Genomic DNA, 22,826 nt, shown 5'->3' with positions numbered 1-22,826 from the left:
AGGGAGAGGCAACTATGTCAATTGTAAGAGAATCAGATCTGATTGGTATCGGCAAGAAATACCAGATTGAAACCGAGGCGGGGGATCACATGGTGGTGGTTATCCACGACGATGGGCGACGTGAACTCTACCGATATGACCAAGAGGAGAGTGAGTCCAAATGTGTGATGACACTTTCTGATGAAGAGTCGCGCCAAGTGGCCGGGATCATCGGTGGACTATCCTACAAACCGAAAGCGCTTGAGACGATTGAGGTCGCACTTGATGACCTCAGCATCGAATGGATAAAGGTGGGCGAGGATTCCCCTAGCCTCGGCAAGTCGATTGGCGAATTAGAAGTGCGCAAGCGCACCGGAGCATCGATCATCGCGGCGATAAAGGAGGGTGATAGCATCATCAATCCCGGACCGGACTATGTAATGCATGCCGACACGACGATGGTTGTGGCTGGTAAGCGTAACCATATCAAGCTGATCAAGGAAATACTATAGAAGGAGAAAGCGTATGGCGTCACACACCCTGATATTTGAAATCGGTATTGCCGTAGGTTTGGTAGCTCTCGTTGGATTAATATCCAATAGGCTTAGGTTCTCGGTTATCCCCTTTTTCATATTGATAGGGATGGTGCTCGGACAGCACGCGCCTACGTTCGGTAACATAGACCTTACCTTCACGGAAAGCAAGCCGTTTATCGACTTCATGGGCCGATTGGGAGTACTTTTTCTCCTGTTCTACCTCGGTCTGGAGTTTTCCGTGGGCAGGCTCATTAAGTCGGGGAAATCCATTGTTACCGGTGGCACATTTTACGTCATCCTCAACTTTTGCTCCGGCCTATTCATCGGGTGGCTGATGGGGCTTCCGTTTAAGGAAGTCATGGTTCTATGCGGCATCATGACGAGCTCATCTACCGCAATCGTAGCCAAGGTGCTAACCGACCTGAAAAGGACGGCTAACCCAGAAACCGAAGTAATTATGGGCATGATTATGTTTGACGATCTCTTCATCGCCATGCATATCTCGTTCCTTTCGGGGCTGATACTGACCGGCAGCAGTTCTTTTTGGACCGTGGCAGGCACTTCATTGCTTGCTTTGGGATTCATTCTGGCCTTCCTCATCCTTGGCCGCAAATTGGTACCGGCCATTGACAAGTTGTTGCAAGATAAAACGTCGGAACTGTTCGTTTTGGTCATCTTCGCCCTGCTTTTTATCGTAGCCGGTTTTTCGGAAACCATCCATGTGGCGGAGGCTATCGGGGCGTTGATGGCGGGCTTGGTACTCGCCGATTCGCAATACATCAAGCGCATTGAACAGTTGGTACTGCCTTTCAAAGACTTCTTCGGCGCCATGTTTTTCTTCAGTTTCGGGCTTTCCATCGACCCCACAACGCTGAGTGGTGCCGTATGGTGGGCTTCCATCGCCGCATTGGTAACCGTTGTTTGCAATGTGGCTTCCGGCTATTTTGCTTCCCGTTTCTCCGGCTTGAAGAGGCGTAATTCCGTCGACATCGGATTCACACTAGCGGCACGCGGTGAATTCTCCATCATCATGGCCAATATCGGCAAGGCAGGCAAACTCCTCCCGGTCATCCAATCATTTGTGGTCGTGTACGTGTTGATATTGTCTATTGTTGCCCCATTACTCACCAAAGAATCGCGCACCATCTGGAATGCCATATTTGGCAAAGGAAAGATTGAGAAAAAGCCGGTTAAGACACTAAGTGACCTGGAAAAGCAGGCAACTGATAACAAAAACATATCCCCATGAAACAATTCCCCATCCTTATATCGTTGGTGGCCGTACTTGCCTCCTGCGGTAATGCATCCAAGTCGGACAATGGTAAAGCGAGTGCCATTCCGCTGTTTGAAATCGTCAACAACCCCGAGCGCCCTACGCATATCGCCCTCCGGTTAGTAAACCGCACAGACGGCGACACGTCTATCAATTATATTGCCGAGGGGCTGTATGGAGGGGATACGGTGGGTTTCCGTATCGAATTGGATAAACAAATCGATGCCGGCATCAACACGGATGGATCGGTAAACGAAATAAGCGGATTTACAACCGGCTCCATCACGTTTACGCGATCGGGTCCCGAAAGCGATCGGTTTGCGGCGGTATTGGCAGAGTTATGGCATGTAGGCGACGTAACCCGCATGAAAGATACCCCAATAGAGCCTATGGTATTTTCATCCAACCGCATTGCGGTAGACCACAATAAATCGTTCACCTATAGTTTCAAGCTGTTTTTTGCCCCCGATGCCCCTGTACCAGGCGAAATATTCTTTACATTCGACACGTTCAAGAAGACCATTGAATTCCAGGAGAAAGATATACAATACCGGTCGGAGATTGTCCACTCCCTGGGCGAATAGCCCCTAAGATATGGGCCGAAAACGGGGCTACATAAAACCGAGTTCAAGTCGGGCCACTTCGCTCATCATACTTTTATCCCAAGGCGGATCAAACGTCAGCTCAACCAAAGCTTGACTTACGCCATCCACCTCTCCCACCTTACGCTGCACTTCGTCGATGATGTCGCCAGCCACGGGGCAACCCGGCGCGGTGAGTGTCATCACCACCTTGGCAACGCCACCTTCTTTCGTGATCAGCTCATATACCAAACCCAATTCAACAATATTAACGGGTATCTCCGGGTCGAAAACAGTTTCCAGCATTTCGGTAATGGCCGGAGCTAACTGCAAAGGGTCATTGACAATCATGGCTTTCCTATGTTGTGAACCAGCAAATTTAATGTATTTGCACGACTTCCCCGCATTGGCCGGCTTTCTTGACATTGCTCCCATAAAACTGTACCTTTAACTAAAACGTAGCGTGTGGAATCGAGCTCTCATCAGCAATTGAAAAAAATAAAAAGATGAAAACAATCATTACGGCTGCGCAAACGCGCGATGCCGACAGCCATACCCTCGGGCAAATGTCAATCACGTCGCTTGATTTGATGGAAGTTGCATCCATGGCTTTCGTAACAGCATTTATGCAGCTTTTTCCAGATAAGCATACCAGCATACTGGTATGTTCCGGCACCGGAAATAACGGTGGCGACGGCTTGGCTATCGCCAGGCTACTGCAAACCCAAGGCTATGATGCGATTGCCGTATGGATTGCGCGGTATGCCGATCGCGAAAGCGACGGCTTCGCTGCAAACCTTTCCCACCTGCGGCACACGCCGATACCCGTTACCGAATTTTTTCCGGCAGATGAATTCGCGGACATTCATCAGCACGTTATCATTGATGCGTTACTGGGCTCCGGGATAAACAAGCCATTGGACGGCGATTGGCTTAGACTGGCACAACACGTTAACCAAGCCCGACGCCAGACGGTTGCGGTAGACATTCCCTCCGGCCTGCGGGCAGATGGCGTGGTGCCCGAAAAAGAATATACGGTCTATGCCGATGAGGTGATTACCTTCCACAGGCCTAAACTCAGCTTTTTTTTCCCCGAGTCGGCTCGGGCGATGGCCCGCTTCCATGTGGTCGACATCGGCTTGGAAGACGATTTCATTGAGCAACTACCCTCCCACTATCGATTGGTGGAAACCATTGATATCCAACACATATATCGCCATCGCCAACGATTTTCCCACAAAGGCATGTTTGGCCACGCGATGATCATTGCCGGAGCCCCACAGACCATGGGTGCGGCAATTTTGGCCTGTGGCGCAAGCGTATATGCCGGATCAGGACTGACCACGGCTTCTATCCCTGACGAAGGCTTGACTGCCTTGAACGCATGCTATCCTGAAGTTATGTATTGTGCCCGGCATGAGTTGCACAAAACCTGCCAAAAAACCGATGCTGTGGGCATTGGGCCTGGCCTCGGCGCATCGAAAGATCTCCTGGAACTGTTGTTACACCATACGTCAAAATCGCTCGTCATCGATGCCGATGCCCTCTCATTCCTAGGAGAAACCCCATCACTACTCCATAAACTGCCCAAACAAAGTATGCTTACCCCCCACATGAAGGAGTTCGACCGGTTGTTTGGCCCCCATGACAATTGGTGGGAACGCGTACAGACCGCCCGGAAACAAGCCACTTCCCTCGAATTGATTGTCATCCTGAAAAACCGATACACCTTTATTGCGTTACCCGATGGCAATGTCGTCATCAATCCCACAGGCAATCCGGCTATGGCTAGCGGTGGCATGGGCGATGTGTTGACCGGCATACTGGTATCTTTTCTGGCCCAAGGCTATTCTCCGCAGGAAGCCGCCATATTGGGATGCTACCTGCATGGGCTGGCCGGCGACCGGCTACATGCCGCTGGAATGGCAATAGTGCCGGCAACGCGCCTCATCGCAGAACTTCCTTACGCCCTTGCTTCCTTGCACGATTAACCAAATCCGGTAAAATCACACAATCGATTGCATGCTCGAAGACGTTGCGAAACCCGTAGGCATTGTGTACTATTGGAAAAGATTATAGGCACATCGCCACCCATTAAACAAAATAGACCGGATGAACAAGAATTGTATCCTACTGCTATCCAGCTTGGCATTGCTGACAGCATGTGACCAATCCCGCCCCGTAAAAAACTGTGAAACCTATGCTGAAGCGCCCGACCCCGACACAACTTTTGTCGATTGGTCGGCCGTAAACGGCTTAAACTATGCATTCGCTACTGTCGATAAACGATACCCTAAATCGGCCATACCCAACGTACCACCATCTACCAAGTGGCAAGGTAACGGTTGGCGCGGAGAGCGTATATCCGCACAACTGCTTTTGTGGTCAGACCGCCCGGTCGACCAGATCGAATTCGACTTTTCCCCTTTCACTGCCGGAGATGGTTCGACCATGGAAGGATCGATCGGTACTGCGCGCTTCGTACGGTATGTGCTTACTGATATTTTTGCTTCGGGATGCGGTCATCGTAAACCCGAAGATTTCCCGGTGTCCTTATCGGCCGATGCGCTTGACAATGTCGATTGTTTCGATATGCCAGGGGGCACTACCCTACCCGTCTGGCTCAGTTTCGACATCCCAGCGGATGCTGCACCGGGCATATATACCGGCACATTGAACCTGCATGCCGCGGGCGAAGAAACAAAAAAACTTGACTTATCCATTGAGGTCCTTCCGCAAACATTACCTCCGTCAGGTGAATGGACCTTCCATCTCGACATGTGGCAACACCCCTCCGCCGTTGCACGTGTGCATGGTGTGGAGGTATGGTCGGAGGAACATTGGGAGTTGATGAAGGTTCCCATGAAAATGTTAGCCGATGCCGGACAGAAGGTCATTACTGCCAATCTGAATAAAGACCCATGGAACAACCAATGCTTTGACCCTTACGAAGACATGATCCGCTGGACCAAGAAAACAGACGGCCAATGGGCGTACGACTACGCGGTTTTTGATCGCTGGATTAACTTCATGATGGATCTTGGTGTAAACAAGTTGATCAATTGCTATTCGTTGCTACCGTGGAACCATGAAATCCATTACATCGACGAGGCAACTGGCGACACGGTCAACATCAGCGCAAAACCGGGGAGTCCGGAATTCTCGGAGCTCTGGACGCCTTTCCTTACCGACTTCCGCGACCACTTAGAGGCCAAGGGTTGGCTGTCGTTCACCAACATCGCCATGGATGAGCGCTCGCCCGAAGAAATGAAAATTGCATTGGCGTTGCTGGAAAAGGTCGTTCCTGAGCTGGGTGTCGCACTAGCCGATAACCACAAAAGCTACCGGCAATACCCCATGTTGAAAGACATCTGTGTGGCATTCGGGGCAGACTTTGACGAAAAGGACTTGGCTTTCAGAAAAGAAAATGGGCTGATAAGTACTTATTATGTGTGTTGTGCCGACGAATTCCCGAATGTGTTCACGTTCTCCGATCCAGCCGAGGCCGTTTTCATGGGCTGGTATACGCGCGCTACCGGCCTGGATGGTTACTTGCACTGGTCTTATAACTCGTGGACCGAAAATCCATTGACCGATTCACGGTTCCGCACCTGGCCGGCTGGAGACACGTATGTCATCTATCCCGATGGGAGGAGTTCCATCCGCTTTGAGCGCATCCGCGAAGGCATCCAGGATGCCGAGAAGATAAAAATATTACGTGAAAAATTCATGGCAACCGCCGATACCGCTAAATTGGCAATACTCGAAGAAGAGTTGGCGAAATTCAATATTAAATCAGCGCCCGATTCTACCACCGCCGCATTGGTTAACCATGGCAAGAAGGTCCTCGAAGACTTAAGTCGATAGGATAGGCGGCACGGGGCACTGGAAAGGAGGGGGAAAAAATATGGAAAAAATATCAAAAAAAACGACATATTACCCGTTGTTCATCCTATTCATCGGGTTGGCTTGGTTCGTGCTGCCCAGCAAGATGGTATTAGCACAAAGCACTGCACGGGATTCGGTTATATTAAAACATGGTGCGCACCGTTTGGGTAAACGTACAGATGAAGCCATGCAGCGTTGGCGCGCATATGGTTTGGGTCAATTCATCCACTGGGGCGTATATGCCATACCCGGCGGCGAATGGAATGGTGCAAAATATCGTGGTGCCGCCGAGTGGATCCGTTCGTGGTCTACACATTCAGGCGCCCCAGAAAACTGGCATCAAACCTATGACAACCTCTACAAGTCATTTAACCCCACTGACTTCGACGCAAAGGCCTGGGCTAAACAAGCAAAGGAAATGGGTGCCCGGTATATGATTTTCACCACGAAACACCACGATGGGTTTTGTCTGTGGCCAAGCAAATATACCGATTATACGATCATGGAATCGCCTTACAAACAAGATATCGTCAAAGCGGTCGTGGATGCTTACCATGCCGAGGGTATCGATGTTTATCTGTATTTTTCCATCATCGACTGGAACCATCCGGGCTATCGGAGTTCGGCACCAACAACCGATGCCGAACGGAAACGCTACGAGGAGTTCAAGACATTTACCAAAAACCAGTTGATGGAGCTGCTCACGAACTACCCGACAATCAAAGGTCTGTGGTTCGATGGCACGTGGGATGCCGCGTGGGTAGCCGAGGCTGCTTGGGCAGACCAATTGGAAACCGAATTACGGGCAAGTCACCCCGGACTTATTATCGGCAGCCGATTCCGTGCGGATGAAAACGGCAAACGTCATTTCGATACCAATGGAAACCTTATCGGTGATTATGAACAGGGATGGGAGCGCAAATTACCGCAAACGTATGACCAAGTGAAGGGCAATGATTGGGATTGTGTGATGACCATCCCACCTAACCAATGGGGTTACCATAAAGACTGGAACGACGCATACATAAAAACGCCTTATGATCTTATCCAAATGACACTTCATGCCGTATCGATGGACGGGAATATGGTTATTAATTTCGGTCCGGACGGCAAGGGCAATATCCGGCCGGAAGAAACGGAAATCGCAGCGGAAATCGGTAAGTGGATGGACATCAATGGCGAGGCGGTGTATGGGACCGCGCATGCCGAGCTACCATCTTCTCCATACGGTTATCTTACCAAGCGCGAAGACACCATCTATTTGACCGTTTTCAACAAGCCGATAAACAATGTGCTGCGCATCGTAGTACCTAAAAATGCGAAACAGGTGCCCCTACAAGCGTCGTTATTGGATGGCGGGGAAGTGCTCAAATTAATCCATCAACAGATTGGCCTTGACAGGGATCCGAATACCTATTTCGATGTCGTGTTGCCAACGGGTCTCCACGCAAGCGGTCCATTTGTCGTAAAAATACAACTCAGCAAATCTGAAGGAGAGGAAAAGGGGTTCGGCGATGCAAAAACCTGATATGCAAACAGTTCAGCATTTAAAATGAATCATACCGCCATAACTTATTGATTTTCCGTAAATTACTATCTTTATAACAACTTCTCCGCAGTCGTACGGCCGACTCCTGGGAGATTTTAGACCTTGCAAAGAAAAAGGGCAAACAACCGATTGCGTTTCTTCGTTAAGATGAGTTAGTGTTATGGTAAAAAAAATGAATAGCTTACACTTTTTTAGCGCTATTTTCGCATTGTAATCAATTATTCGCCTACAGCGGATTTATGCCACAGGGCAAACGGATATTTTATGGGAAAGCAGTGGACCGATGCAATTATTTGGAAGAGATTTCAACTCGGAGACAAAGATGCTTTCACCAAACTTGTCAACCAAAACAGTGATTTGCTATATGGATATGGCAGACGCTTTTCGTCAGACGAAGAGCTTGTAAGGGACTGTATCCAAGATGTATTCCTTACCTTATGGCGTCGTAGAGCTCATCTCAGTGAAACGACCTGTATCAGATTTTATCTAATGAAGGCGCTTCGACAACGGATTGTAAGGGAATCCACTAAATGGAAATCCACACTGCCTCTGGACACTATTCCACAAGATAAAGACAATTTCTCCATCGATTTGGAAAATGACGTGAACCTTCCAGTATCTGCTAAATCGTTGTTGAAGGCTTATGTAGATAAACTTACGCCTCGCCAACGTGAAATTATTTATTTGCGTTTTTATGAGAATCTTAAACAGGAAAAGATTGCCGAACTGATGGGGCTGAACCGCCAATCCGTTTACAATCTTCAACGCAGTGCACTCGTGGCGCTTAAGAAACTGATAAACCACAAACCCATTCGAGACTGCCTCATAGCGCTATGCTTGTCTATATTTACGCCCCTGTAAAAAAGGAAAAGTTACGACCAAGAAATAATTTTAAAAAAAATCAACATTTCTTCTGCCAAACTGAGTAGATTTTTAAACGACGTGCCTTATTAGTATAAATTACATTACTAAGTAAGACGCAAAAGTGAAAAAATACAGCACCTACAGTACCGAGGACTTTCTTTCGGATGAACGTTTTTTAGAATGGGTATTATCGCCTTCTGGGTCTTCAATCGAATATTGGAAAACTGTTTTCATCCTCCACCCCGCATGTGAATCGAAAGCAGATGAAGCCAAAAAAATCGTATCGGCCTTACAGATAAAGCACGGCGAGACGATGCCTCGGGATATGCGTAGGGAAATCTTGATGTATTTGCAAACACAGGTGGATAAAACGCCCACGGAAAACGAATCGAAAAGGGCTATCAGGCCATGGAAATATTTCGCAGCCGCCTGTATATTGGCTTGTTGCTTCACAGCACTTTTCCTTTACCGGGGTTTGTCGCCGTCCCCTTCAACTTCGGTTGATTTGGTCATCGAACAGACCGAAACAGCCAACAGCGATGAAAAAAAAATAACAAACACGGCAAGTCAGCCACTTCTACTTATACTCCCCGATACATCAACAGTAATTTTAGAAGCCAATGCGTACGTTATCTACGATGAGAAGGAATTTACCGAAAACAGAGTGATTTATCTTTGGGGAGAAGCATTCTTTGAAGTGACCAGTAGCAAAGACCACCCGTTCTTCGTCAAAACCGACCACCTCACTACCCAGGTTCTTGGTACGAGCTTTCGAGTAAAAGCTGCAAAGACCTTGGCAGAAAGCAAAGTATCAGTACAAAGCGGCGTAGTGGAAGTACGCAAAAAAACCCAAACTGGCTTAGCGACAAAGATAGAGGCACCTGTATACCTAATCGCAAATCAGGAAATCAAATATACCGAGACAACATCGGAACAGCCATCTAGCACCTCAACCCCAACTACTATTTCGATACCTTCCTTTGACGAAGATTTTAAGTCTGAACCCTTAAAATCTGTCCTGAAAACATTAAGTGATCAATACAAAGTCGACATTTCTATTGCAGATTCCGTATTAGAGACGAGAACCATTACGGCCTCGTTACAAAACATACATCTATTCGAGAAATTAACCTTGATTAGTAAAGCCGCCGAAGCGACTTACCATATTGTCGACGGTCGAATCATTTTCAAACCACATCTTCACGAGCATTAAACTAAAATCGCCTATGGTTATATAAAAAAACACAAATACAATCCGCCGCCAAAGCAATGCGTTGACGACGGACGAAAAATATCCTAATTGCCAAGATGAATTGGTCGTTCGCTACAGCGATTAGGATTTGTTAACTCTTTTTAAAGAACCTAACATTCAAAATTATGAAAAAAAACCGATTATTATTTACCATCATGAGAGTAGGCTCCTTGCAATTGTTCTTTTCCTTGATGTTAGTTGCTTCGTGCTTTGGTAACGATAGCTTCGCACAGGCTATATTGAAAAAGACGGCCCTGATTGAGGAAAAGAGCCAAACCGTAGAAACATTGCTGGAATTCATCGGTCGGGCCTATGGGGTCAATTTTATTTACAGCCCGGAACTGATCCATGCAGGGCAGGCGGGACGTATATCCGCTAATGAACGTACGTTGTCTGCGGTACTGGATGAACTCTTAACTCCTTTGCACATTTCCTACGAAGTATATGGAAAAAAGAATATTGTGCTGAACAGAGCGGATCGGCAAAACGACGCACCATCCCGGCAAACGGTGATACGCGGCCGGGTACTGGGCGCCGAGGGTTCCCCACTTGTAGGGGTCTCCATACTTGAAAAGGGCACCGAAAACGGTGCCACCACCAGTGATGATGGCTCCTTTTCAATCACCGTGGCCGATGGAAACGCCGTACTGATGTTTTCGTATATCGGATATTTTACCAAAGAGGTTCCTGCCAGTGCGGATAACCTGACGGTAGTCCTTGAAGAAGACCTGACCAATTTGGAAGAGGTTGTAGTAGTTGGCTACGGTACCCAAAAAAGGGTGAACTTAACCGGTGCCATCACCTCTGTTAAAACAGATGATATTGGAAATATACCTGCGGCTAATCTTTCCAATACCCTGGCCGGCCGTATTCCGGGAGCTACCGTTGTAGGTACCTCTGGATTGGCGGGTGCCTCGTCAAGTATCCGCATCCGGGGTAGTTTTCAAGAGCCCCTGTATGTCATCAACGGCGTGATTAAGGGAAAAGCTGATTTTGACGCGTTGGACGTAAATGAAGTGGCAAGCATCAATTTCCTTAAAGATGCAGCGAGTGCGGCTGTATACGGATCAAAAGCAGGAAATGGAGTCATTCTGGTAACCACCAAACAAGGAATCGTACAAAAACCATCTTTTGACTACAAGGGGTCGTATTCATTTTCCAATCCCACACGGCCTATCCAAGATTTCTCTGCTACGGAGGAAATCGAATATGTCAATCAAATGGCAGTTTCCATGGGGCAGCCCAAACCCTATGGACAGGAAATATACGATTACTTCAAAGACAAAAGCTACCGTATTAACGATTATATCTGGCAAACACCAACGGTTCAACAACACAACTTAGGTGTACGGGGTGGATCGGAAATATTACTGTATAATCTGTCTTTGGGCACGCACAATGAAAAGGGCTCTTATAAAAACCTCGATTTCGACCGGTATAATTTCCGTTCGGATGTGACAGCTAACATTTCCAAAAATTTCAAGATTAATCTTAATCTCAGCGGCAACCAGCGCAATTACCACCGATGGTATTGGCCATATGACGGTGCAGAAGACTTCAATGTAGGCGACTTCTTTCGGGCAACCTTCAATTGGACACGGCTCTATCCGTTTTATGTAGATGCCGAGGGGAATCCAAGTACGTCGACCGATGATTTCCCTGTAGTTCCGGGGGCGTGGCATCCGGTCGAATTGATGGTAAACAGCGGTGGGTACCGGGATCTCAAATACCGGAACCTGGATGGTATCCTTCGTTTTGACCTTGACCTAAGCAATTATGTGGACGGCTTAAGCACCAGCCTGCAAGGGCACTATAATGCAAGTGACCGTAACATGAAATCATTCGTTATCCACAACCGGTCATACATCTTCCAACCAGCCAGTGCCACAAACCGCTTTGTACCCGGACCGATAGATCCCACTAAGGTGAATATCCATAACCTAAGTGCTACGTATCCAAATATTGCGGAAGACGTTGGCTTTTACAATTCATATCAGTTCAATTGGTACCTGCGCTATGACAAAAACTTCGGTCTCCACAACATTTCGGCGCTTGCCGTATATGAACAAGCTAAAGACAACGGCAAAAACCTAACCGGTCGGGCTGATGACTTACTCACCACTGCCATTGACCAGATTTACAATGCGTCTTCAGACAATACGAAAAGGTGGTTTAGCGGCAGCGAGACGCAAGCGGCAAGGGAATCTTATATCGGTCGGCTGAACTATACCTTCAGCGACAAATATATTGCCGAATTTTCTTTCCGTTATGATGGGAATTACAAATTCGCCCCCGGCCATCAATGGGGATTTTTTCCGTCCGGTTCGGCAGCATGGCGCTTATCCCAAGAAGATTTCCTTCGCCACGTCCAATGGCTGACCGAACTTAAATTAAGAGGCTCATATGGAACGACCGGAAATGACACCTATCCGAATGGGAATCCCATACCGGCGTTTCAGTGGAGCCAGACCTACGGCAAAAATACAGGATTCATCTTTGGCAATTCATTGTCAGACGGTCTGGCACCGGGTCCCATGCCCAATCCATTAATTACCTGGTCTACATCCGCCATGTGGAACGTTGGCATGGATTTCGGCGTATTGAATAATCGCCTTACCGGAGCGGTGGACTATTTCGAACGCGAGGAGCGGGATATCCTTGGTGCTCGTTTGGCCTCTACACCGTCTACGCTAGGTGCAACACTACCCGATGTGAACTATGCCGAACGATCATGGAAAGGGATAGAGTTCAATGCAGACTGGAATGACCGTGTTGGCGACCTCGACTATACCATTTACGGAAATTTAGGTTACGCGGTAGACCAATGGGATGTTTTTGACGAGGCACAAGCCCTCACAGACGGCACGTATAAAGACAACTGGCGGAGCCGGATAGGTAAGCCTGCAAACCGCGTTTATGGCTTGATTTCAGAGGGGATTATCCGCACACAGGACCAACTCGACGCAATACCCGACGGCTTCACACAGTTCGGGCGGAGTCCTAAGCTCGGTTATCTATTATTTAAAGACATACGAGGCGCCAACTTCGCGGAGGGACCCGATGGAAAAATCGACGACAATGACTTTACGTATCTTTCGGATAACGGCGCGCCCAGAATCAACTATGGCATCGGGTTCAGACTACAATGGAAAGGATTAGCTATCAACGCACATTTCCAAGGAGTGGGCGCCTACGAGCGCATGGTAAGCACAAGGAACGGCGGCGGGGTATTCCAAGTCGATCGTCCTTATTTCAGTATTTGGGCAAGCGACTACTGGACACCCGAAAACCCCGAAGCAACCTACCCTAGAGTAACCGGCGAATGGAATACGGCTGATGTCGGCGGAGCCGCGTCAACCTTCTGGCTCAGGAATGGCGCCTATTTCCGATTGAAAAACATCGATCTTGGCTATGCCCTCCCCCAGCAATGGTTTTCCCGTTTGGGTGTACAACGTGTGCAGTTTTTTGTCAACGCAACAAACCTATTCAGCATTTCCGGCCTCGATGAACACGACCCCGAACAGAACACGCTGGATTCTTATCCCCTGATGCGGACATTTACCGGTGGCTTGAACATTAACTTTTAACAAAGCGGATATGAAGACTTTAACATACTGGAACGCAAACGGATCTAAACTGGGCATTTTTTGCTTATGCCTTGTTCTATTCACAGGTTGCGGAGAAATCTTGAATGAAGTAGAAAACCTGGGAAGCTACCCGGCAACCGGCACATTTGATGATGAAGCGACATCGAACGCCTATTTGAGCAATTTGTACGCCAGCACTTTTGAAGGCTGGCCTGTCAACTCGGGGAACAACGCGGACGAAAGCGGCGGCATTATTGGTGATGGCTGGATTACAACCGACAATGGCACCATGAAATTCTGGCCTTATGATGATATCCGAAAAATCAATATTCTACTGGAAGAACTACCGGGCAGCCCAATTCCAGCAGATAAAAAGGACCCCATGATCGGGCAGGCCAAGTTTCTAAGAGCCTTCCTCTACTTTAAAATGGTGTACTACCACGGTGGTGTTCCCATCATTGAAGTTCCCCAAGAGCTTACGGATGATCTCATGGTCACGCGGAACTCCACGGCTGAGTGCTTCGATTTCATCCTAAAAGAACTGGATGAAGCTGCCGCACTGCTGCCACCGAAATATGATGGGGCCGACCGGGGCCGGATAGACCAAGCATGTACCTACGCGTTCAAAGGTCGCGTATTGCTATACAAAGCATCGCCCCAATTCAATTCGGCCAATCCGTATGACAACGCGTATTGGGAGGATGCTTATGCAGCCAACAAAACAGCTAAAGACTTCCTCGACCAAAACGGGTACGGCCTATTGGACGATTACACCCAGGTGTTTGAAACCGAAGGCCACCGGGAGAATATACTTTCTGTCATCTTCGAGGAGCCTGCCAAGACCAACGGTCGACAAGAACATGCCGTGCGCCCGCTGTCGGAATCGAAGAATGCAACCGGAGGAGACCAACCCATTTGGGCATTTGCCGAAGCATTCCCCATGAAGGACGGAAAGAAACCTGGAGATCCGACTTCCGAATATACCTACGACATCCAGCGATTTTGGGAAAACCGTGACCCACGGTTCAATGCCATCATGGTATGGAACGGTGCCACCTATGAATTAAGCGGGATAGCCGGTCGCCGGCAATATACCATGAATGTAATCGCCAAATCCATGGATGTCTTCGGTTTTTCCATACAAGGAGAATCCCATTACCGTACGGGGTTATTTACCCGGAAAGGCATACAGGAAGAGCTGCCTTCAGCCCAGGCAGAGCTGAATGATGTCGACTGGCCAGAAATCCGATATGCAGAAGTACTTTTCAACTATGCCGAAGCAGCCAATGAAACCGGCCGGTCCGATGAAGCCTTTGAGGTGCTGAAAGCCATACGTCGCCGCGCGGGCATCACCGAAGGAGCGGATGGATTATTTGGACTAAAAGCCAACATGTCACGTGCGGAGATGCGCCAAGCAATTTTAGACGAAAAGCGCATCGAGTTTGCATTTGAAGGCCAACGTTTCTGGGATTTAAGAAGGCACCGGATGTTACACCTGTTGGATGGCATGCATAAATATGGAATCATGGCAACAGCCGTCAACGGCCGCACACCGCAAAACCTGACAGCGGATGACATTGCAAAAGGCAACGCGTTCGAGCTTTTGCCGGAAGATTTCACCTATGAAGTTGTGGAGTTGATTACAAACGGCCCCAAAGAAATGGTCATGCCCGAGAGCTATTATTTTTTCCCGATCCAACTTTCGCATATTAATCAAAATCCGAATTTAGAGCAAAACGTAGGCTGGGGCGGCAATTTTAACCCGGAACTTTAAATTAACTCAATTAGCATCAAAGGGCGCAAGTTAGCTTGCGCCCTTTACCAACTAACAATCCTAAATTGATAGGCACATGATAAAAAAATATGCATTACTTTTTGTAATAATCCTCGCAAACCTCGCGGTCGAAGCCCAAGAGATTCATTTTAATACAACCGATTTTCGATTGACCATCGATGCCAGCGGATTCGTAGTCAGTTTGTATGACAAATCCAATCAAAAGGAATACATCCCTCGTGACCTCACGGCTCCTTTATTGGCGATACGCGCAAACGGACAATACATCAATCCCACCGAAGTCGCCCAAAACGGGAATAGGTTAAAATTTTCCTTCGGGAAAAATGGAGTGGCCGATATACAAGCTGAAGCAAACGCTGATTATATTCGGTTTGAACTTAAAGCAATGGAATATCCGGAAGACATTGAACTCGTCGTTTGGGGGCCGTTTCCAACCACGATCCACGAATCCATCGGAGAAAGTGTAGGCGTAGTGAAAAATCCACATTTTGCAGTAGGCATCCAGGCGCTCAACGTTAAAACATTGGGAGGATATCCCAGCGAGGAGAGCGACATCGAACCCGCATTCGATATTTTTCAAACAGGCAGTCTAGAGGATATCAGCGAAGAAGCGAGAACAAAGAAACAATATCGTGGGCAGACAGCGAAAGTAACGGATTTCGGTAGTATTTTACAAGCTTACACACGCAACAGAGCCAAAACACGGAAAATCAGCAATTGGGATCACACGCATTATATAGCTCCTGGTTATGAAGACGGCGGCATCGTAGGTTCGGCTATTGCACTATTCGGCTGCCCATCGGACGATGCACTTGAAACCATCGGAAAAATCGAACTCGCTGAAGGATTGCCCCACCCGTTGATTGATGGTGTATGGGCAAAAATCAGTCCACGAGCCACGGCTTCCTACCTCATTCTGAATTTTGATGGAAACAACCTTGACGATGCAATCAAGCTGACGAAAAAAGCAGGCTTACGATACCTATACCATGGTGATCCTTTCGAGACCTGGGGGCATTTCCGGTTAAAAGAAAAGGCGTTTCCGCAACAACAGAAAAGTCTTAAACACTACGTCGGCCGAGCCGAAGCACAAGGTGTTGAGTTAGGGGTCCACACCCTGTCCGGGTTTATTACGACAAACGACCCGTATGTTACCCCCGTACCGGATCCCCGGCTAGCCAAGGTAGGGCAAAGTGCATTGACTTCGGAAATCACCGCTGATGCAGAAGAAATACCGATCGAATCCCCGTTATTTTTCAACCAGATGAAAAACAACACATTGAAAGCAGCCGTAATCGGCAATGAGATCATCAGGTACCAAGCAGTGTCATCCGAAGCACCCTGGAAATTGACCGGTTGTGTGCGGGGAGCATACGGCACACAAGCTGCTCCGCATAAAAAAAGTGCAGCCATCGGCAAATTAATGGATCATCCGTATAAGGTGTTCTTACCCAATGCGGCACTTGCCGAAGAGATTGCTATAAACCTTGCCGATCTCTTCAATGAGACGGGATTAAAGCAAATTTCATTCGACGGGCTTGAAGGGGTTTGGTCTACCGGGATGGGGCAATATGCACGGGCTCTTTTCACGGAAACATGGTACGACCGCCTCAATTCAGACCTAAAGGGAAATGTGATCAACGACGCAAGCAACCCAAGCCATTTTAACTGGCACATCAATACCCGATACAACTGGGGCGAACCCTGGTATGCCGGCTTCCGCGAAAGCCAAACACAGTACCGATTGATGAATCAGGATTTCTATCGTCGCAATCTGTTGCCCGCGATGCTGGGATGGTTCAGTATGTCGGCCCAAACCAGTATCGAAGATACGGAATGGCTGTTGGCAAGGGCAGCAGGATTTGATGCGGGTTTTGCATTTAGTGTCAACTTCGACGCAGTGACGAAAAACGGACTAACCGACACTATTTTCCACACCATCAAACATTGGGAATCGGCACGCATGGCCGGGGCCTTCAATGCTGCGCAGAAATTGCGCATGAAAGACATCAACAATGAATTTCACCTGCAGCCGGTAAGTCCGGGAAAATGGCTGCTCTACCCCTATTCGGTACAACGGCACGAATACCAACGTAAAATCCGTCAGCCGGGAGAACCCGTAAACAGTGAATTCGAATTCAAAAATCCGTTCGAAGCGCAAGTTCCGATGATTATTGTTAACTTCATTCCCGATCCGAACGGCGGAGATACATCCATCGAAGAGCTGTCCATCGCGGTAGGCAACCACGATGCGGTCAAAATACCCGTAAAGATGACGTCCTTCCAGCGACTGAAATTGGTTAATGAAAAACAAGTCCAGGTATTTGACCGCAACTGGAAGCTCTTGGAAACGGTTAACTTACCCAGTCCTTTTCCAAAGGTGGCCAACGGGGCGAATAACCTGTCAATTGATGCAGCGTTCGCCGGAGAGGGCTTACCGAAACTTCAATTGGAGATTAAAACTGTCGGAAAAGGAGAAGATGTAACAGCACCACAATAACCACTATGATAAAGCGAACCCTCATAAGCTTTCTGATCGTCTTTTATACTTATCAGGGGTATAGCAGGCAGGAACCAGGTATCGCCGCAGACATCCCCTGGCAGGAGGTGGCTCCCGGCATTTGGAAAGGCATCGTTGGCACACCCGATCAGATCACGCCGCTGTCCGTGGCCGAAATCAAACCACGCATAGCCGCCTTGACCTCCCTGGGAGCCGTGCCGTCCCCGGCTCAGCTTAATGAAGGAGCGGCCGAGGTACACGATCATCTCACCAGCCTCCGTTTTCCGCTTCGCCGTGGCGAAGAGATCTATGGGCTGGGGCTGCAATTCAAATCGGTCAAACAACGCGGCACCATCAAGCAACTGCGGGTCGACCATTATGGAGGCACAGACAATGGCCGCACCCACGCACCCGTCCCCTTTTATGTGACCGACAACGGCTATGGGGTGCTCATAAATACAGCAAGATACCTCACTGTTTACGCCGGTACCGCCGTGCGGAAAGACAGCAACGACCCGCCGCCCGAAATGGACCGCAATTCCCAGCGCGATTGGACCTCGCAACCTTATTCGGACGCGGTGGAAATTGCGATCCAGGCACCTGGCACCGAAATTTACGTATTTGCAGGGGAGAATGCGATGGAAGTCGTTCAGCGCTACAACCTGTACTGCGGAGGCGGCGTACTCCCCCCCAAATGGGGGTTGGGATTTACCCACCGGACGCCCACGCTGTACAGCGATCAGGACGTAATGAACGAAGTAGAGCAGTTCAATACCAAAGGATACCCGCTGAGCTTCGTGGGGCTGGAACCCGGCTGGCAATCCCGATCGTACCCCAACACCTTTGTCTGGGATAGCACACGATTCCCGCAGCCTGAGCATTTTGTCAACGAATTGCTGAAACGGCACATCCGTGTAAACTTGTGGATCAATCCATACCTATCCAAACATGCTCCCATCTATCAAGAGATCACCCCCTACACCGGCTCACATACGGTTTGGGTGGGAGAAGTGCCTGATTTTTTCATACCCCGGGCCCGACAGCTTTACAAACAGCTCTTCACCGCACAACACCTTAACATCGGCGTCTCGGGTTTCAAAGTAGACGAAGTGGATGGCTACGACAAGTGGCTATGGCCCGATGTAGCCAAATTCCCTTCGGGCACCTCTGCCGAACAGATGCGGCAGGTTTACGGACTTCAATTCCAGAAAATGACAGCCGACTGGTTCCGGGAGAAAAACCAGCGTACCTATGGCCTCGTACGTGCTTCCAATGCGGGATCCGCTTCCCTGCCTTATGTGCTTTATAACGACTATTACAACCACCGCGATTTCATCACCGCACTTTGCAACAGCAGCTTCAACGGTATCCTCTGGACGCCGGAAGCCCGCTCCTCAAAAACTGCAGAAGAATGGCTACGAAGGATGCAGGCTGTTTGCTTTTCGCCCATGGCCATGCTCAATGCCTGGGCCGACGGAACCAAACCGTGGTCGTTCCCCGAAGTCGAAAAACAGGTAAAAGAGGTCATGCTATTACGCATGCAGCTGCTCCCCTATTTGTATACCTCCTTCGCTCAGTATCATTTGGAAGGTAAACCACCCGTGCGTGCAATGCCCCTGGTCGAAGGCTTTAGCTACTCGGCCAACCCCGAAAAAACACAATTGTCTTCCGCAGACAACCCGTACGCCACAACCGTCGTACCCGAAGTAAAAGATCAGTTTATGCTGGGCGACTACCTGCTGGTGGCACCCTTGTTCGCCGGAGACACCACCCGAAAGGTCGTGTTGCCCAAAGGGAAATGGTACGACTTCTATACCGGCGACTATGTAGGCGATGGCGAAATCATTGAAATACCGGCCACGTTGGACCACATTCCTCTTTTTGTACGGGACGGCGGAATTATCCCGATGATGCCTCCTATGCTCCATGTGCCTGAAAATGGCGAAAAGGTCGGGCTCACCGTAAGGCACTACGGCAAAGCCGAAAACTCGACGTACCTGTATGACGACGACGGAACCACGTTTAACTATGAAAACGGCGCCTACAGCCTGTTTAAATTGAACGTCACCCATCAGGACGGCAAATTGAAAGGAAGCCACTCAACCGTCAAAGCCGATTATCCGTCCGGCTACCGGGATTTTTCATGGAAATTTATGACTAAATAGAAACCGATAACGATTCTCAATATGCATCATCCCATCCGAATAGCTGCGGTCGTCGCGGCCGTTTTGGGACTACCCAATACACCGTCATTGGCTCAAACCGGCGATATCACACATCTTCCCGAATACGCCAACCAACCACCTGTATACGAAGACTGGCTAATCAGCCCCGTTTCACAGAAAGCGACAGTTTTCCAGACCGCAGACAACCACCTAGCCCTCAGCAATGGCCTGATTACACGTACGTTTTCGGTAACCCCCGGCGGGGCTACCATCGGTTTGGACAACCTGATTACCGGAGAAGCATTGCTCCGGTCCATCACACCCGAAGCGATCTTGTGGGTCAATGGCCACGAAATCAAGGTGGGAGGACTGATAGGGCAACCCGTTCAAAATTACCTCGATCCTGCATGGATACCGCAAATGGAGGCCGATCCCATGAGCCTGAAACTGGTATCATGGGATAGCCAACCCCTCAAAAGCCGCTTTGCGTGGGCACCCCGCACCGAATGGCTTTCGAAACCGGCCGAAGCGGCGGAAGGCATAAGGCTACAGTTTTCATACAAAGCAGACGAAGCCACCGTCCAACAGCATATCCTGCGCCTCACAAGCGACAACCAACGGCAGAAACTAATGGACGATCCATTCAGGACGCTATCCCCCGCCTGGAAGTTGGTTTCGGCAAACGATAATCCAAGCGCATCCTTTATCAATGAAGGGAAACCCGGCGAAATGATGGGCCCGGAAAATCACCCCGTTTTTGCCGAGCAGCCGCTACCGGCCAACACCCGAGTAGTCATCGCGCAAATCAATGCCGGCACTGACCGATCGACCGAATATGGCCCGGGCGTAACGTTGACTTACCCCGGCAACGACAACCTGAAGCTGTTTCTATCGCCCGGAAACCGGAGTTACGGATTGCTTCATAACGGTACCATCCACTATTTTAGGGGCATGGATCCTTCTGCATCTCATTTTTTACGGCTGCAATTGGAAGAAGGAAAAGTCCACTGTGCCGTTTCGGCAAATGGAAAGGAATACCACACGCTGGCAACCGTCGAAACCACAGCTACAGCTGAAAAAATCAGAATCGGAAAAACAGACCCTGCTGGCGGAGCCAGCCCCGGTCGGAAAACCGGAAATACCGGAAGAAGCCATGTGGAAAACCTTGTACTGCTTGGCGAGCCGGCGGCACCTTCCCGCGACATGGATTTTCTCCGTGATCTTACCGTCCACGTACATTATGAAATGTACGATGCTATCCCCCTGTTGAGTAAGTGGGTCACAGTTGAGTATGATGGCAACAATGAAATTATTGTCAATAACATCCGGACGGAGCATCTTGCGGTTACTGAGGCCGAAAGCGCTGTCGAACATAAACAGCGTTGGGAGCTCCCACCGATTTTCGCCCAAAGTGACTTTGCGTTTGGTTCGATGTCGCCAAATGCATCGGAAAATGCCGGTGTAGAATGGCGTGCGGATTCCACTTACACGACCCAGGTAAACTACTTACTCAATACACCCACGCTATTGGTTTGTGAGCCAAAACACGGTGTAGGACAGGAAATATCCCGGGGAAAACCGTTTGAAAGTATGCGTTTATGGGAATTGATCTACGATAGTTCCGACCGTGAACGAAGGGGGCTGGCACAACGGCGGATGTACCGCACCATTGCCCCTTGGACACAAGAGAACCCCATTATCATGCACGTGCGGAGTGCCGACGATACGTCGGTCAAAAAAGCGATCGACCAAAGCGCCGAGGTAGGTTTTGAAATGGTTATCATGACCTTCGGAAGCGGCTTCAACCTGGAAGACACATCGCAGGCCAACATCCATCGAATGAAAACATTGCGTGATTACGCACACCAAAAAGGGATTGCTTTAGGCGGTTATTCACTATTGGCCAGCCGATCGATCGATGCTGAGAACGATGTGGTAATGCCTCCAGGTATGAAACCCACATTTGGCCGTTCACCCTGCTTGTTGAGTGAATGGGGCGACCGCTATTTCCAAACACTTTATGATTTTTATGAGAAAACCGGCATGGATATCCTCGAACATGATGGATCTTATCCTGGCGACGTATGCGCATCGCATAGCCACCCAGGCCATCGTGGTTTTGAAGATTCCCAATGGAAACAATTTATCCGGATACGCGATTTCTACCGCTGGTGCCGATCAAAGGGGATTTATCTCAACGTGCCCGACTGGTATTTCTTACAGGGAAGCACGAAGATTGCGATGGGATACCGGGAAACCAACTGGTCACTGCCCCGCGAATATCAGGAAATCATCGAACGGCAAAACATTTACGACGGTACTTGGGAGAAAACGCCTTCCATGGGCTGGATGTTTGTGCCGTTGGTCGAGTACCACGGTGGCGGCCCCGCTGCAACCATCGAACCGCTTCGTGACCACCTCCCCCATTATGAACAACGGCTCGCCAATCTTTTTGGTGCAGGCGTGCAGGCGTGCTATCGGGGACCGCAGCTTTATGATACACCGGAGACCAAGGCCCTGGTAAAAAAATGGGTAGATTTCTATAAAAGCCACCGCCGGATACTCGACGGCGATATTATCCATCTGCGACGTCCCGATGGAAGGGATTATGATGCAATCTTACATGTCGATCCCAGCGGGGAAGAGAAAGGGTTGTTGATGGTTTATAACCCGTTGAATGTACCTATTGAACGAACACTTACGGTAGACCTTTACTATACCGGGCTACGAGACCGTGCGACCGTAAGCGTAAATGACGGCGAAGCTGAAGGAATGCCGCTAGATGGCACCGTATTGCACCTGCCCGTTACCATTCCAGCCAATGGCCAAGCTTGGTACGTGCTGAAATAAGTAAATG

At 49.1% G+C, this 22,826-nt stretch carries 14 protein-coding genes; 13 read left to right on the top strand and 1 reads right to left on the bottom strand.

The window, feature by feature from the left end; translation table 11 throughout:
• The first annotated feature begins 14 nt into the window (after positions 1-14).
• From ACO1NT_RS08490 to ACO1NT_RS08480, 3 genes are read left to right on the top strand one after another with little or no spacing between them, the layout of a single operon-like run.
• The gene (locus tag ACO1NT_RS08490) at positions 15-491 is read left to right on the top strand and encodes a cation:proton antiporter regulatory subunit (protein WP_449048149.1); all 477 of its coding nucleotides are present in this window, start codon (positions 15-17) and stop codon (positions 489-491) included.
• A 13-nt stretch (positions 492-504) separates the two neighbouring features.
• The gene (locus ACO1NT_RS08485) at positions 505-1,764 is read left to right on the top strand and encodes a cation:proton antiporter (protein ID WP_449048147.1); all 1,260 of its coding nucleotides are present in this window, start codon (positions 505-507) and stop codon (positions 1,762-1,764) included.
• Positions 1,761-2,372 carry a hypothetical protein gene (locus ACO1NT_RS08480; protein ID WP_449048146.1) on the top strand — a complete coding sequence of 204 codons (612 nt, stop codon included), beginning with the start codon at positions 1,761-1,763 and terminating at the stop codon, positions 2,370-2,372. Before ACO1NT_RS08485 ends, ACO1NT_RS08480 begins: the two co-directional genes overlap by 4 nt.
• 27 nt (positions 2,373-2,399) lie before the next feature.
• On the opposite strand, the gene ACO1NT_RS08475 is transcribed toward ACO1NT_RS08480, so the two are convergent.
• Positions 2,400-2,720: an iron-sulfur cluster assembly protein gene (locus tag ACO1NT_RS08475; RefSeq protein WP_449048145.1), complete on the bottom strand. Its 321-nt coding sequence runs from the start codon at positions 2,718-2,720 to the stop codon at positions 2,400-2,402.
• A gap of 155 nt (positions 2,721-2,875) precedes the next feature.
• On the opposite strand from ACO1NT_RS08475, the gene ACO1NT_RS08470 reads away from it, so the two are divergent.
• From ACO1NT_RS08470 to ACO1NT_RS08425, 10 genes are all read left to right on the top strand, one after another.
• Positions 2,876-4,360: an NAD(P)H-hydrate dehydratase gene (locus tag ACO1NT_RS08470; RefSeq protein WP_449048143.1), complete on the top strand. Its 1,485-nt coding sequence runs from the start codon at positions 2,876-2,878 to the stop codon at positions 4,358-4,360.
• Positions 4,361-4,481: 121 nt separating this feature from the next.
• The gene (locus ACO1NT_RS08465) at positions 4,482-6,236 is read left to right on the top strand and encodes a glycoside hydrolase domain-containing protein (protein ID WP_449048142.1); all 1,755 of its coding nucleotides are present in this window, start codon (positions 4,482-4,484) and stop codon (positions 6,234-6,236) included.
• A gap of 40 nt (positions 6,237-6,276) precedes the next feature.
• Entirely contained in the window at positions 6,277-7,785 is a 1,509-nt protein-coding gene (locus ACO1NT_RS08460) for an alpha-L-fucosidase (RefSeq protein WP_449048141.1), read from the top strand.
• 285 nt (positions 7,786-8,070) lie between these two features.
• Positions 8,071-8,667 (top strand): RNA polymerase sigma factor, encoded by a 597-nt coding sequence (locus ACO1NT_RS08455; RefSeq protein ID WP_449048140.1) that lies wholly within the window; start codon positions 8,071-8,073, stop codon positions 8,665-8,667.
• Between the two features lie 124 nt (positions 8,668-8,791).
• Positions 8,792-9,883: a FecR family protein gene (locus ACO1NT_RS08450; protein WP_449048139.1), complete on the top strand. Its 1,092-nt coding sequence runs from the start codon at positions 8,792-8,794 to the stop codon at positions 9,881-9,883.
• Positions 9,884-10,077: 194 nt separating this feature from the next.
• Positions 10,078-13,509, top strand: a complete 3,432-nt coding sequence (locus ACO1NT_RS08445) for a SusC/RagA family TonB-linked outer membrane protein (protein WP_449048138.1) — start codon at positions 10,078-10,080, stop codon at positions 13,507-13,509.
• A gap of 100 nt (positions 13,510-13,609) precedes the next feature.
• On the top strand, positions 13,610-15,283 hold the full coding sequence (locus ACO1NT_RS08440) for a RagB/SusD family nutrient uptake outer membrane protein (protein ID WP_449048137.1): 1,674 nt from the start codon (positions 13,610-13,612) through the stop codon (positions 15,281-15,283).
• Positions 15,284-15,359: 76 nt separating this feature from the next.
• Positions 15,360-17,804 (top strand): hypothetical protein, encoded by a 2,445-nt coding sequence (locus tag ACO1NT_RS08435; protein ID WP_449048136.1) that lies wholly within the window; start codon positions 15,360-15,362, stop codon positions 17,802-17,804.
• A gap of 5 nt (positions 17,805-17,809) precedes the next feature.
• Positions 17,810-19,969 (top strand): TIM-barrel domain-containing protein, encoded by a 2,160-nt coding sequence (locus ACO1NT_RS08430; protein ID WP_449048134.1) that lies wholly within the window; start codon positions 17,810-17,812, stop codon positions 19,967-19,969.
• A gap of 21 nt (positions 19,970-19,990) precedes the next feature.
• On the top strand, positions 19,991-22,819 hold the full coding sequence (locus ACO1NT_RS08425) for a hypothetical protein (protein WP_449048132.1): 2,829 nt from the start codon (positions 19,991-19,993) through the stop codon (positions 22,817-22,819).
• Positions 22,820-22,826 lie beyond the last annotated feature (7 nt).

It is taken from the genome of Parapedobacter sp. (assembly GCF_053550995.1).
Note: the sequence above shows the minus strand (reverse complement) of the source record. Positions and strands in the feature narration are given on the sequence as shown.

What these genes read in the sequence shown, in the direction of transcription:
- ACO1NT_RS08455 (WP_449048140.1), top strand. Translation starts at nt 8,071, where the DNA reads ATGGGAAAGCAGTGGACCGATGCAATTATTTGGAAGAGATTTCAACTC.
- ACO1NT_RS08430 (WP_449048134.1), top strand. Translation starts at nt 17,810, where the DNA reads ATGATAAAGCGAACCCTCATAAGCTTTCTGATCGTCTTTTATACTTAT.
- ACO1NT_RS08465 (WP_449048142.1), top strand. Translation starts at nt 4,482, where the DNA reads ATGAACAAGAATTGTATCCTACTGCTATCCAGCTTGGCATTGCTGACA.
- ACO1NT_RS08475 (WP_449048145.1), bottom strand. Translation starts at nt 2,720, where the DNA reads ATGATTGTCAATGACCCTTTGCAGTTAGCTCCGGCCATTACCGAAATG.
- ACO1NT_RS08480 (WP_449048146.1), top strand. Translation starts at nt 1,761, where the DNA reads ATGAAACAATTCCCCATCCTTATATCGTTGGTGGCCGTACTTGCCTCC.
- ACO1NT_RS08490 (WP_449048149.1), top strand. Translation starts at nt 15, where the DNA reads ATGTCAATTGTAAGAGAATCAGATCTGATTGGTATCGGCAAGAAATAC.
- ACO1NT_RS08425 (WP_449048132.1), top strand. Translation starts at nt 19,991, where the DNA reads ATGCATCATCCCATCCGAATAGCTGCGGTCGTCGCGGCCGTTTTGGGA.
- ACO1NT_RS08470 (WP_449048143.1), top strand. Translation starts at nt 2,876, where the DNA reads ATGAAAACAATCATTACGGCTGCGCAAACGCGCGATGCCGACAGCCAT.
- ACO1NT_RS08445 (WP_449048138.1), top strand. Translation starts at nt 10,078, where the DNA reads ATGAGAGTAGGCTCCTTGCAATTGTTCTTTTCCTTGATGTTAGTTGCT.
- ACO1NT_RS08485 (WP_449048147.1), top strand. Translation starts at nt 505, where the DNA reads ATGGCGTCACACACCCTGATATTTGAAATCGGTATTGCCGTAGGTTTG.
- ACO1NT_RS08435 (WP_449048136.1), top strand. Translation starts at nt 15,360, where the DNA reads ATGATAAAAAAATATGCATTACTTTTTGTAATAATCCTCGCAAACCTC.
- ACO1NT_RS08460 (WP_449048141.1), top strand. Translation starts at nt 6,277, where the DNA reads ATGGAAAAAATATCAAAAAAAACGACATATTACCCGTTGTTCATCCTA.